The sequence below is a fragment of the Corynebacterium qintianiae genome (assembly GCF_011038645.2).
GTDB classification, from domain to species: Bacteria; Actinomycetota; Actinomycetes; order Mycobacteriales; family Mycobacteriaceae; genus Corynebacterium; species Corynebacterium qintianiae.
Map to the genome: position 1 here is coordinate 1943856 of NZ_CP064955.1, position 12534 is coordinate 1956389.

General features: G+C 66.5%; 12 protein-coding genes. 3 read left to right on the forward strand and 9 right to left on the reverse strand.

Going from position 1 to position 12534, the window contains the following annotated elements; translation table 11 throughout:
- Positions 1 to 46: 46 nt before the first annotated feature.
- The 8 genes from G7Y29_RS09500 to G7Y29_RS09535 all read right to left on the reverse strand — a co-directional run bounded on the left by G7Y29_RS09500 (position 47) and on the right by G7Y29_RS09535 (position 9150).
- On the reverse strand, positions 47 to 1246 hold the full coding sequence (locus G7Y29_RS09500; RefSeq protein WP_165002475.1) for a glycoside hydrolase family 76 protein: 1200 nt from the start codon (positions 1244 to 1246) through the stop codon (positions 47 to 49).
- Positions 1247 to 1293: 47 nt separating this feature from the next.
- A complete protein-coding gene (locus G7Y29_RS09505) occupies positions 1294 to 1941 on the reverse strand; it encodes a TrmH family RNA methyltransferase (protein ID WP_165002341.1) in 648 nt (215 codons plus the stop codon).
- A complete protein-coding gene (pyrE, locus tag G7Y29_RS09510) occupies positions 1928 to 2464 on the reverse strand; it encodes an orotate phosphoribosyltransferase (RefSeq protein WP_196820144.1) in 537 nt (178 codons plus the stop codon). The genes G7Y29_RS09505 and pyrE overlap by 14 nt, the downstream gene beginning before the upstream one ends.
- 14 nt (positions 2465 to 2478) lie before the next feature.
- The gene (locus G7Y29_RS09515) at positions 2479 to 3582 is read right to left on the reverse strand and encodes a type III secretion system chaperone family protein (RefSeq protein ID WP_165002342.1); all 1104 of its coding nucleotides are present in this window, start codon (positions 3580 to 3582) and stop codon (positions 2479 to 2481) included.
- 37 nt (positions 3583 to 3619) lie between these two features.
- Positions 3620 to 4462, reverse strand: a complete 843-nt coding sequence (locus tag G7Y29_RS09520; protein ID WP_165002343.1) for a sulfurtransferase — start codon at positions 4460 to 4462, stop codon at positions 3620 to 3622.
- Positions 4463 to 4500: 38 nt separating this feature from the next.
- Positions 4501 to 4959 (reverse strand): DUF4265 domain-containing protein, encoded by a 459-nt coding sequence (locus G7Y29_RS09525; protein WP_249399749.1) that lies wholly within the window; start codon positions 4957 to 4959, stop codon positions 4501 to 4503.
- A gap of 20 nt (positions 4960 to 4979) precedes the next feature.
- On the reverse strand, positions 4980 to 7538 hold the full coding sequence (gene clpB, locus G7Y29_RS09530) for an ATP-dependent chaperone ClpB (RefSeq protein WP_165002344.1): 2559 nt from the start codon (positions 7536 to 7538) through the stop codon (positions 4980 to 4982).
- A gap of 223 nt (positions 7539 to 7761) precedes the next feature.
- The gene (locus G7Y29_RS09535) at positions 7762 to 9150 is read right to left on the reverse strand and encodes a sodium/glutamate symporter (protein WP_165002345.1); all 1389 of its coding nucleotides are present in this window, start codon (positions 9148 to 9150) and stop codon (positions 7762 to 7764) included.
- A 103-nt stretch (positions 9151 to 9253) separates the two neighbouring features.
- On the opposite strand from G7Y29_RS09535, the gene G7Y29_RS09540 reads away from it, so the two are divergent.
- Positions 9254 to 10222: a hypothetical protein gene (locus G7Y29_RS09540; protein ID WP_165002346.1), complete on the forward strand. Its 969-nt coding sequence runs from the start codon at positions 9254 to 9256 to the stop codon at positions 10220 to 10222.
- Here the strand turns inward: G7Y29_RS09540 and G7Y29_RS09545 are convergent.
- Positions 10210 to 11013: a carbon-nitrogen hydrolase family protein gene (locus tag G7Y29_RS09545; protein ID WP_165002347.1), complete on the reverse strand. Its 804-nt coding sequence runs from the start codon at positions 11011 to 11013 to the stop codon at positions 10210 to 10212. The two genes, G7Y29_RS09540 and G7Y29_RS09545, sit on opposite strands and share 13 nt — an antisense overlap.
- Positions 11014 to 11102: 89 nt before the next feature.
- On the opposite strand from G7Y29_RS09545, the gene G7Y29_RS09550 reads away from it, so the two are divergent.
- Together G7Y29_RS09550 and G7Y29_RS09555 are read left to right on the forward strand one after the other, a co-directional pair.
- Positions 11103 to 11366, forward strand: coding sequence for a hypothetical protein (locus tag G7Y29_RS09550; RefSeq protein WP_165002348.1), 264 nt, complete (start codon positions 11103 to 11105; stop codon positions 11364 to 11366).
- Positions 11359 to 12522, forward strand: coding sequence for an alpha/beta hydrolase (locus tag G7Y29_RS09555; protein WP_165002349.1), 1164 nt, complete (start codon positions 11359 to 11361; stop codon positions 12520 to 12522). Before G7Y29_RS09550 ends, G7Y29_RS09555 begins: the two co-directional genes overlap by 8 nt.
- Positions 12523 to 12534: the final 12 nt, after the last annotated feature.

Genomic DNA, 12534 nt, shown 5'->3' on the forward strand with positions numbered 1-12534 from the left:
AACCTCCAGGTTGCTTTTGTGCGTTGGCACCCCCAGTATGCCCGCTTTACCCGTCCTCTGCAGCGGAAATTCTCGCCGCCGCCTCTAACAGCATCCAGCCAGAGAGCTGCACGGACAGGTCGCGCTCGTCGATGCGCACCAAGCCCACGGCTTCGCTTATCGACGACGGCCCCAGCCCGTAGTTATGCGGCAAGCGAGCGTCCTCGGACCACTCGGAGGCGAAGATGGGCAACCCGTCGACTTCGAGGCGGTGGTTCCACAACGACTCCGCCGACGCCATAACCATGCGCGCGGCAACCTTGCGGGTGGCGATGTTCTCGCGCGAGTCCTCCGGCAGGCGCAGCGCGACGTCCGCGAGGTAGCGCGCGAGGATGCCCTTGAACAGCCCGCCGTCACCATCGCGGGTCTCGTGCGGGGGGCAGAGAATCACGCCGTGCGGGGTAGACAGGTGCAGGGCGATCGCCTTGACAAGCTCGCGGATGTGGGTGATGTAGAAAACCGACGCATCGGCGCGGTGCGAGTGGTCGAAGGAATCGATGGGGTCGGTGTTGCCGAGGCCGACATCGTCGCGCAACGCGAGCGCGATCTCGAGAGAGGCACCGAGCACCGTTCCCTGGTTGTAGGTGTAAATCTTGTCCACCACTTCCGGTCCGTGCATGCGCATCCGGATTCCGTCGTTGACCAGGCCCGAGTCGGCGCTCAGGTTGTCGTAGATCCAGTCCGCCATCGCGCGCGCCTTATCCAGGCGCCCGGTGCGGGCGAACAGGATCGAAGCCGGGCCGTTGGACGGTACGTTGTAGAACGTCTCCCCCGCCCGCCACGGCAGAACCCCTGTAACGGGGTCGATCCCGGCGAGGATGTCGAACTCCAGCTCGTCGAGAAGCTTGGTTCTCTCGATGCCCTCGAGCGCGAGCGCGCGGTTCCAGGCCAGCGCCAGCCACGACTTGTCGTCGTAATACCTGTTGCTGGCGAGGTCGCCGCGGCTGCGCAGGCGCATGGCGCGCAGCGTGTCGCCGATGCGTTTGCGGCGCGTTTTCGTGGGTCGGCGGCAGGCGGCGTCGATCTGGCAGTCGAGGTAATGGGCCTGCCACCAGTAGTGCCAGTGCACGAAACTGCGCTCGGCGGGACGGGGCGGCCATGCCACCACAGCGAGGTTGGTGCCGGGCATGCGCCACAGGCGCGAAGCGTGCCGTTCGTTGATCGCCGATTCAGCCAGGTCAGCGCGGTGCGACCACGTTTCAGGCACAGCCACCCCCATTTCCACTTTTGATTCTGTTTTTCCTATCGCAGAATTTACCAGGATTGTTTCACGTCACCGTGCTGGCGGATCCACGCGTGCATGGCAATGCCTGCCGCCACTCCCGCGTTGATGCTGCGCGTCGACCCGAACTGCGCTATTGAGCAGGTCATAGTAGCCGCTACGGCGGTGTCCTCGGAGATGCCGGGTCCTTCCTGCCCGAAGACGAGCACGCACTCCCGGGGCAGCCGCGCGGTCTCGAGCGGCACGGAGCCCGGGGTGTTGTCGACGGCCACGAGCTCCAGGCCGCGCTCCGCCGCCCACGCCGCAAGGTCGGCGACCGTTTCGTGGTGGATGATGTGCTGGTAACGGTCGGTGACCATCGCGCCGCGCCGGTTCCAGCGCTTGCGCCCCACGATATGCACGGCCTGCGCGAGGAAGGCGTTGGCGGTGCGCACCACGGTGCCGATGTTCATGTCGTTCTCGAAGTTCTCGATGGCCACGTGAAACGGATGGCGCCGTGTGTCCAGGTCCGTGCGGATCGCCTCGAGCGACCAGTAACGGTAAGCGTCGACGACGTTGCGTGTGTCCCCGTGCGCGAGAAACTCAGGGTCGTAGCGCGGGTCCTCCGGCCAGGGGCCCTCCCACGGACCGACACCGTGCCGGCCCTCGCCCCACTCGGTGGGACCCTTAGCTGAGTCCAAGGTCCTCGAGCCCGAGCAGGTAGCGGTACTCAAGCCCGGCGTCGCGCAGCACCTGGTCGGCGCCGGTCGCGCGGTCGACAACGGTGGCCACGGCCACAACCTCCGCACCCTCTGCGCGGCACGCCTCGACAGCCGTCAGCGGCGAGTTTCCGGTGGTTGTGGTGTCCTCCACCACGAGCACGCGCTTGCCGCTAATCGACGGCCCCTCGACGCGGCGCTGCATACCGTGCTTCTTGGCCTCCTTGCGCACCACGAACGCGTCGATGTCGCGGCCCGCGGCGTGCATCACGGCCGCCGCGACAGGGTCCGCACCGAGCGTGAGCCCGCCGACGGCGTCGAACTCGAGATCGTCGGTGAGCTCGCGCAGCAACTCGCCGATCAGGGAGGACGCGCGGTGGTGCAGCGTGGCACGGCGCAGGTCCACGTAATAGTCGGCTTCGCGCCCGGACGACAAGGTCACCTTGCCGTGCACGACGGCGAGCTCCTTGACCAGTTCAGCCAGCTCTTCTTTGCGATCGTTCATGGGAATCAACCTTACTAGTCGCCGAAAATCGACGGCGGTGCCTGTTCCCGCCGCACGCGCGTCAGATCGGTGGGTTGGTCCGCGACCGGTCCGTCGGCGATCGCCTCGACCTCATCGCCACCCAGCGCTCGCCGCTCCAGCGCGCCGCGCACGGTGCCGGTGGTGCGCGTCGGCATTTGGCGTGGCTCGTCGGGCCGCTTGACCAGCGTTGATCCCGGGGCTTCCTGCTTCTCGACGCCCCCCTCAACGTCCACCCCCGTCATCTCCCGCGTCGGGTACCCGAATTCGACGCTGCCCCAGCTGCGCGGCGGGAGGACCCGCGCGGCGTCGGCAAGCAGGGCGAGCGGGGCGAGCATCGCGTCCCAGTCCTCCGGGGTGGAGTTCTTGGCGGTCTGCGCGAGCACCCATTCCGACTCGCACCACGCGGCGGTGACCGTGGCGGGGAACTGCTCGAGCGCTGTGCGCACGCGGATGTCCAGGAAGCGCTGCGCGGGGCCGGCCTGCGTGGCGTAGACCGTGAAGCTTTCGACGCGCTCCACCTCCACTAGGTCGGCGGAGGAGTCGGCGACGAAGCCGTCGCGGCGGAAGTCCACCACCATATCGCTGACCTCACCCGTGCGCATCGCCATCACGGTTACACCACCAATGTCCATGACATGGGTGTCGTGCCCGAACGCGGTGCCGGAGGCTACGTCCTTCGGCTGTGCGCCGGTGGCTGCAGCGCCCCGCTGCCATTCGCCCCCGAGGAGCTCGTCGGTGCGGGAGAACTCGAAACCTTTCGCCTGCGCCCAAGCGCGGCGCTCCCGGCGCGCCGAGCCCGGCAGCTGCAGGCCCGAGGTGCGGTGCGGGGTGGGAACCTTGGTGGACACCTTCGCCGGTGCGAGCTCGGGTTCAGGCTCCGGCTCAGGTTCTCGCGCTGGCTCGGGCTTTGGCGTCGGCTCGGGTTCGGGCTCGGGCTCTGGCGCCGGCTCTTTCGCGTCGGACTCTGGAGGCTTCGGGTGCTCCGGGCGCGGCCGAGGGGGCGCGGGCACGCGCTTGCGCTCACCGGAATCCGCAAACCACAACGCGGCCGCGGCGGCAAGCGCGAGCAGGGCGAGGAAAATCAATACGTAGGCCATCGCGTAAAGATGTTACTGCGCGCAGGCGCGTTCGACGCTAGACGTGGCGGGCCACGGGTTTCTTCGGGTTCGCGCTCCACTGCGACCAACCCGCCACGTAGTGCGTGGACACCGGCAATCCTGAATGAGCCATCGCGGCCAGCAGCAGCGATGAGTGGTTGCCGGAACCGGAGTAGACAACTACCTCGTCCGGCTTCGTGTTCTGGGTGATCCCGAGGCGGGCGAAGCGGGCGCGAACCTGGTCGACCTCTCCGACAGTGCGAGTGTCCTCGTCGAACAGGTCGTACACCGGAAGGTTCAGGGCGCCCGGAATATGGCCTGCTTTGAGGTCCAGCACCTCGCGGCGGCCTTCGAAGCGGCTGGCTTCCCGGGCGTCGACAAGCACGCCCTTGAACTGGTGGAGCTGGTCGATCTCGGCGACCGGCAACCCGCCTGCGGACAGCTCCATCGACGCGTGCACGTTGACGTTACCCGGCCCCGCCACCGTGTCGAAGCCCTGGGAATCCCATGCCGCGAAACCGCCGTCGACGATGTATACGTCTTCCAGGCCGATCCAGCGCAGCGTCCACCAGGCACGCGCCGCGAACAGACCCACGCCTGTGTCGTAGATGTACACGGGACGGCCCTTCTCCAGGCCCCACTCCGCGACGTGGCGAGCCAGCACGTCAAGCGGCGGCAGCGGGTTACGGCCGTACGCGCGACCCGGCATTCCCGCGAGGGCCACCGCGGGGTCGCAGAACATTGCGGTAGGAATGTGCTCTGACTGGAATTTCGACCACGCCTTGCCCTCGCGGGGCTCCCACAACGCGGCAAGGATGGTTTGCTTCTGGCCAGAATGGATGCGTTCGTTGAGTTCTTCGGCGGGGACAAATACCGTCATGCGCCACAGTCTAGGTAACTCGTGGCATTTGCGCCGGGCTACGCAGTGTAGCCCGGCGCCTGCTCAATCACGCCCTCGGCCTCCAAACCGTCGAGCCACTCCATAATGCCGTCGCGAGGGGCATCAGGGCCGATACTGGCAGCAAGCATCCCGCCCGGGCCCAGCTCCACGCGGCACCCGAGCGCCAACAACGTCTCGGCGATGTCGTCATTGGAGTACTCGTGCGTGGGCAGAATCCGCACAGTGGACGACCCGCCGCGCACGATCACGCGGTCGACGTGATAACACCGGTTGACCTGCACACATTCCACGATATCGCCGAGCGCCAGCGTGGTGTCCACGAACGGGACGCTGGCCACGACGAACGTGTGCGTCCCCAGTTGGTGGGCAGCCAGTTGCTCATTCTCCACTCCAGGAACGGCCACACGGGTGATGATCGTCGTCGTCGGCTGCATGAGTGGAAGTCTAACCCGTTGCGCGCGGCGGGGGCCAGCCACTCGCGGGACTGCTCCGGCCCCTACTCCGCGGAATCGACGCTGAGCGACTCCCCGCCCTCGGCCACATCCACGGCCACGGTGTCACCGTCGCGGATGTAACCCGCCAGCAGTTCCTTGGCCAAGCGGTCGCCGATGGCCTGCTGGATCAGGCGGCGCAGCGGGCGCGCGCCGTATGCGGGGTCGTAACCGCGCTCCGCCAGCCACGCCTTCGCGGCATCGGAGACGGTCAGGGTGAGGCGTCGAGAAGCGAGGCGCTCGGCCAGCTGCTCGAGCTGGATATCCACGATGCCCACGAGCTGCTCGGAGGACAGCGGCTCGAACACCACGACGTCGTCGAGGCGGTTGATGAACTCCGGCTTGAAGTGGTGCTTCACCGCCTCCATGATCTGCTCCCGGTCGCCACCCGCGCCCAGGTTGGACGTCAGGATGATCACCGTGTTGCGGAAATCGACCGTGCGGCCCTGGCCGTCGGTCAGGCGGCCCTCGTCGAGGACCTGCAGCAGCACGTCGAAGACGTCCTGGTGCGCCTTCTCCACCTCGTCGAAAAGCACGAGCGAGTAGGGGCGGCGGCGCACCGCCTCGGTGAGCTGGCCGCCGGCGTCGTATCCGACGTATCCCGGAGGAGCACCGACGAGACGGGCGACGGAATGCTTCTCGCCGTACTCGGACATGTCGATGCGCACCATCGCCGTCTCGTCGTCGAAGAGGAACTCCGCCAGTGCCTTCGCCAGCTCCGTCTTGCCCACGCCCGTCGGACCGAGGAAGAGGAAGGAACCGATCGGACGGTTCGGGTCGGCCACCCCCGCCCGGGAGCGCCGCACCGCGTCGGAGACGGCCACGACGGCGTCGCGCTGGCCGACGACGCGCTCGCCCAGGACCGACTCCATGTTGAGCAGTTTCTCCGTCTCACCCTGCATCATCTTCCCCGCCGGGATGCCCGTCCAGCTGGCCACCACCTCCGCAATCACGTCCGGCGTGACCTCCTCGGTGAGCATGGTCCGGCTCGAATCGCTGGCTTGGCCCTCAGCCTCTGCGACCTCCTGCTCCAGCTCCGGAATCCGTCCGTAGCGCAGCTCGGAAACCTTGGCGTAGTCGCCGTCGCGCTCCGCGATTTCGGACTCGTTGCGCAGGCGCTCGAGCTCCTCCTTCGCCGACTGGACGCGGTCGATCTCGTTCTTCTCGTTCGCCCAGCGCGCCTTCATCTCGCCGAGGGTCTCGCGCTGGTCCGCCAGCTCCTGGCGCAGAGCACCGAGGCGCTCCTGGGACGCGGCGTCGGACTCCTTCGCTAGGGCGATTTCCTCGATCTCCAGGCGGCGCACGACGCGTTCGAGCTCGTCGATCTCCTGCGGCGAGGAGTCGATCTCCATGCGCAGGCGCGAGCCTGCCTCGTCAACGAGGTCGATGGCTTTGTCCGGAAGGAAGCGGTTCGTGATGTACCGGTTGGACAGCTCAGCAGCGGCGACCAAAGCCGAATCCTGGATGCGCACACCGTGGTGCACCTCGTAGCGCTCCTTCAGGCCGCGCAGGATGCCGATGGTGTCCTCCACCGTCGGCTCGCCCACGTGGACCTGCTGGAAACGGCGCTCCAGCGCGGCGTCCTTCTCGATGTACTTGCGGTACTCATCCAGCGTGGTCGCGCCGACAAGACGCAGCTCACCACGGGCCAGCATCGGCTTAATCATGTTGCCCGCGTCCATCGCGCCCTCGCCCGACGCGCCGGCGCCGACGATGGTGTGCAGCTCGTCGATGAAAGTGATGATCTCGCCGTTGGACGACGTGATCTCCTCCAGCACCGCCTTAAGACGCTCCTCGAACTCACCGCGGAACTTCGCGCCCGCAACCATGGAGCTCAGATCGAGGGAGATCAGGGTCTTGCCCTTCAGGGACTCCGGCACGTCGCCGGCGACGATCCGCCTCGCGAGGCCCTCAACGATCGCGGTCTTGCCCACACCGGGCTCACCGATGAGCACCGGGTTGTTCTTGGTGCGGCGGCTCAAGACCTGAACCACGCGGCGGATTTCTGAGTCACGTCCGATGACCGGGTCGATCTTGCCCTCGCGGGCGCGCTTGGTCAGGTCGGTGGAGTACTTCTCCAGCGCCTGGAACTGGTCCTCGGGGGACTCTGTGGTGACCTTCTTGTTGCCGCGCACGGACGGGAAAGCGCCCTTGAGCACGTCAAAGGTGGCGCCGCGCTTCTTCAGCAGCTCCGCGGCTTCGTCGCCTCCGCGGGCGATGGCGGCGAGGAGTACTTCGGTGGAGACGTATTCGTCGCCAAGCTCCCCCGCTAGCTCTTGGGCCGTGTTAATCGCGTTAAGTGCGTCGCGGTTGAAATTCGGGTTGGCCATATTTTGGCCCTCCGCCTTCGGGTAACCTGCGACTATCTCACCGGCCTCGCGCGCAACCGTTGCCGGGTCCACACCCGTGGCCTGCAGGACCGGGGCGGCGATGCCGTCTTCCTGGGTGAGAATCGCCTCGAGCAGGTGAGCCGGGCGGATATCCGGGTTGCCGTTCGCCGACGCCTTCTGCAGCGCCTGCTGAATGGCCTCTTGGGTCTTGGTGGTGGGGTTGAACGATGCCATCTGACGCATCTTCCTTTCGTCCTAACTTGTTTGTTTCCACTCTATGCAACGCGAACGAAGTTGAGTGTGTTCCACTCAAGGGTGAAAAAGTTGGGACGAGGTGTTTGTGGGCCGGGCGGATGTCACGGTGAAGGTTTTCCTGACCGTGACCACCAGGGGAAACAGAAACCGAAAACCCCCGACCGTGACATCCCGCCGTAGACCGGAACGATGCGTCGCTAAGCTAGTCCGCCTTAGTCACAGTCTGTATCCGCGTCGACCCGCCGACCGGCGCCGGTGCACCGGTGCCGTACTTCTTCGCGGGCACCCATTTCAACGCGTAGGAAAGAATCATGACCGCCACCGCGATCGCGAACACGATCCATCCGAAACCGACAGTGAAACCGGCGATCACCGCGATCGGCGCCAGGATAGTCATGCCGATTTCGAACGGGGCGAAGCCCACGTAGGCCACGCCGTACTCGTTCAGCGTGCCGGACTTGAGCTTCGGGTCGACCATCTTCAGCAGCGCAATGCCGGTGGCCACGGCAGCGGTCGCCCAACCCCAGCCGAAGATGCCGCGCTCGAGCCAGAACTCGCCGAAGAACAGCGGGCCAGCCCACAGCATCCACACCACGCAAAAGACTGTGCCCAGGACGAACATGAGCACGAGCGCCTGCCAATAGTCCGCCAGCGCGGCGGGGATGATGGAGGCGATGCCGAAGGCGATCATGTAGTCCGTCGCCGCGCCGGAGATAGAGCTCACTGTGTCGCGGTCGAGGTAGTTCGGGCGCTTCGCCAGACGCAGCAGAGTGCGGCCAAGAAGCCCGACGACGAAGGACATTGCGAACAAGGGGATGGACACGTTCGGCCACTGGTCCTTGATCAGCCCGTTGACCAGGTAGGCGATGAGCACGGTGAACACAATAAAGCCGCCGTGTAGCGCGAGCGGTTCGATCGACGACGGGTTCGTGGTGGCCTTGCCGATCGACGGCCGGTCCACCTCGTTCTCGATGTAGCCGGTGCGCAGGTCCTCCGGCAGCGCGCCCTGCAGTTCGGTGGCCTTGCCTTTGCGGATGCCCCAGTTGGCCACAATCACGCCGCCGACAATCGCCACGAGCGTTCCCACAGTCGCGGAGGTGAATCCCAGCGAGGACGCCTCGGCGATACCGATGCCCTCGAGCGAGGAGCCGACGGCCGCGGCGGTGCCGAAGCCGCCGACGAAGCCGACGGGCAACATCATGCCGAACCATGGCTCGGTGCCGAACAGCGGCGCGAACAGGTAAAGGCCGAGCAGGATGAACAGGCCCCACTGCCCCATGAACATCGCGGTGGAGTACGCCCACATGTTGCGCGCCCCAGAGGCGACGGATCCGCCCAGGTCCATGGAAAATGCCATGGATGCGAACACGACAGCGATGAGGAGCGTGGTGTAGGTGCCCATCTGATCGGACCAGCCGATCAGGCCGAGCACCTCGGGCCCGAGCAGCAGGCCGAGCAAGCCCGCGGTGATCGGTGCCGGAAGCAGGAGTTTTTGGAGAACTTTCAGCCTGTTGCGCAGAACGTTGCCGATGATCAACAGGATGGAAATCCATCCGATGTCGGTGAGCAATGTGTAAGGGGTGTAATCCACCGTGAGGCTCTCCCTTTATCCCGGGCCCTGTGAGGCGTCTGACATAACATGTGTGACCCTAACCGACACCACGGAATTTTATTGAATTAGTACGCTTGCACACATGGAGCGCTTTTCGGACATTGTGGGCTTGCTGCGTGGTGACGCCGATCGCGTCCGCGAGCAGCTTTACCTTGCCATTACCTCCGAGATTCCGCAGGGTGCGGGCATGTTCCCGCCAGCGTCGGGCAAGGTTTCGCGCGAGCTTATCGACGCCCTGTCCTACATCTTCCTCTCCGCCAACGCCACCGGCGCCCTCCCTGATTCGGCTGTACTGAGACTGCGAGCCTGGGCTCTGGATTTGCGCCGGTTCGGTTTTCCGGCGGCGTCCTACGACGCGTTCGCACGCATCGTCCGCGAGGTCCTGGGCGCGGGTATTGAGGCGCGCTTCGTTCTGGAGGACGCAGCGTCCGAAATGGCCCGCGCCGCCACCGCCGCCGACCTCCAGGGAGTTCCCGCCGCCGCGGCGGCACGGGTGAGCTCGGTGCGTACGGATAACGGTGTCGACGTCGTTCGCCTCGAAGCTGGCATGCCGGTGAGTTACGCACCGGGCCAGTATTTGCCGGTGATGCAGGTCGGGCGCCAAGGCGCGTGGCGCAGTCTCGCGCCAGCGCTGCCGTCGAACCCGTTTGGCCAGTTGGAGTTCCATGTCGACGGGGAGATCACCCCCGAGGTTGGCAGCTACATCACCCTCGGCGCGGCGCGGGGCGCGTCACCGCGCTTCGACGCCGGCCAGTTGACTGTGGTGGCCGCGGGCACCGGCGCGGCAGCCGCAAAGGCAATCGTCTTCCACGCCCTCGAAATGCCCGCGCCTCCCCGCACCCGGCTCGCCCTCGTCGGCGACGTCGCGGACCGCGACGCTTTCACCCGCCTGGCCGCCGTCAGCGAGTGGTTCAGCGTGGAGGCCGACCCCGATCTGGCCGGCGAGGTCGTATTCTGCGGCCCACATGAGCAGGTCGCCGCTCTCGACGTCCCGGCTGACGCGATCAGGATCTGTCCCGACGCCCCGGCCGACTGGACTTACCGCGCGTAGTCCAGCAACGACAGGTTGGCGCGCGTCTTTGCGACCTCGCTGACGTCAATGTCGGCGTACAGGATCCCCGGACCGTAACCGCCTTCGACAAGGCGCTCGCCGCTGGGCGCCACCACCACGGAGTGCCCGATTCCGGTGGGCCCGCTCTCCTGCCCGCCGCACGCCTCGCCGCCGGGGCGGGCTTGGTCGGCGGCGGCGATGAACACCCCGGCATCTAACGCGCGGGCGACCGTCAGCGCGCGCCACTGCTCCAGTTTATTCTTGCCGTCCGCCCAGCTGGTGGGCACGACGATGACGTCGGCACCGAGGCGTGCCAGGTTCTTGAACTGCTCCGGGAAGCGGATGTCGAAGCAGGTGGCAACGCCGATCACTGCACCCTCGTGCACGAAAGTGACCAGGTCGCCACCGGGTTTGACCGTGTCGGATTCCTTGTAGTCGGCAACATCGAACGTGTGGATCTTGTCGTACCCCTTATGCACCCCGCCACCTGTGATCAGTGCGGTGTTGTACACGCGGTTTAGTTTGCCGTTGGAGTCTGCGGGGCGGAACATCCCGGCGATCACGGTCACTTCGAGCTCGCTTGCGAGCCCGCGGAGCCCGGTGGCGAACGCACCGTCGAGCTCTTCCGCCTGCGCGTCCAAGCGCCCCTGGTCGAACGCCTGGCTGGTGGCCTCGGGCAGGACGATGAGCGTCGCTCCGTTCGCTGCCGCCTCGCGGATGCCGACGGACACAATGGCCAGGTTAGCGCCCTTATCAGGCCCGGTGGTGACTTGCAAGAGTGCAATCCTCATAAGTGCCACACTATGTGGACAACCCGGGGTTATCCACAGAATTGTCCGCGCCCCTTGCATCGACCCGGCTCACAGGCGATTCTTCCCGCATGAATTTCATCCAGCTCAGCCCAGACACCGCCCCCGCCGCCCGCGCTGCGCTCACCGGCTGGTCGCCGCTGCCGCGCGCCCACCTCACCCGCGGCCTAACCGCCTTAGCACTAGTACGCTTCCAAACCCAGACCCATTCGCTTATCGACGCTTCCTCCAACGCCGCCCTGACCCGCTGCGCATCCATCGCCACCTTCGCGGACACCGTGCGCTCCACCGACGCGGATCTCGCAGCCGCATTGGAGGACTTCGGCCTTGAATAACCCGCACAGCTTGTATCACCCGCGTCTCGACCCGGCCGATCTGCGCACCGCTTCGTCAGCTCTGACGCGGGCAGCGGCGGACAGCAGGACCCGCGCCGGTGACATCGAACACGCTCCCGACATCATCCTGGCCACGGGTTTTGCAGGGGCGACCGCCGCGCTCGGTGTGGCGGCATTTCCCTTGTGGGCGACCCGCCTCTTATCGTCCGCCACCATGCTGGAGCACGCGGCGCAAATCCTGGGGTCGTCGGCAAGCGTGCAAGAAAAACTAGACGAGCTCGCGTACGTGGCGCTGCATTTGCACCTCGCGGAGGTTGTGCACCAGCTCAACCTCATCGCTTGGCTGTTGGACCTCAACATCGCCCGGGCGCTGCGCGAGCTCGGTCGAGGAGCCGGTGCTGACGGTGAAACCGGGGACAGGCTCGCGGATCACCCACGCGAGCCGCTGCCCGCCATCGACGCCCGCCTCGCCTCCACCGTCCCCGCCTCCACTCTGCAAGAGATTCGCGCCGCAGGCGGAACCCTTCTGGAGGTCGGGCCAGGCGGCACGACCGTCATGGTCGGCGACACCGTGGACCCGGCGCGGGTGACCACCATGGTCGCCGGCGTGTCCACGGGGCGGCCGGAGCAGCTGGCCGGTGAGTTAGCGAAGGCGCACGTGGTTGCGAAGGCCACCGGCGGCTCGGTGGTGGTGTGGCAGGGCTATACTCCCCCGCCCAGCGTCGTCCACGGCATCGACCCCTCGGCGGCGCGCGACGGCGGTGCAGAGCTCGCGCAGTTCCAGGCGGCACTGCACGAGCGCTACCCGCACGCCCGGCAGACTGTCGTGGCCCACAGCTACGGCACCGTGGTGGCGGCGCGGGCGGCCGAAGGGCCCGGCCTGTTCGTCGACGACCTCTGGTTGCTGGGGTCTCCCGGGGTCGCTGCGTCGAGCGTCGACAAGCTAGAACTCTTGGGAAGCAATCCCCAGGTATTCGTGGCAGATGCCGACCGCGACCCGATCGCCGTCACCCGCTTCCGGCACGACGCCGCTCACGGTTATTCACCGTCGGCGGAAGCTTTCGGGGCCACGCGCGTCGACGGCGTGCGCGGCGGGCACGGCGCATATTTCACAGACCCCGTGCTGCTCGACGCCCTAGCGCGGGCGGGGAGGTAAAGGAAGGACGTA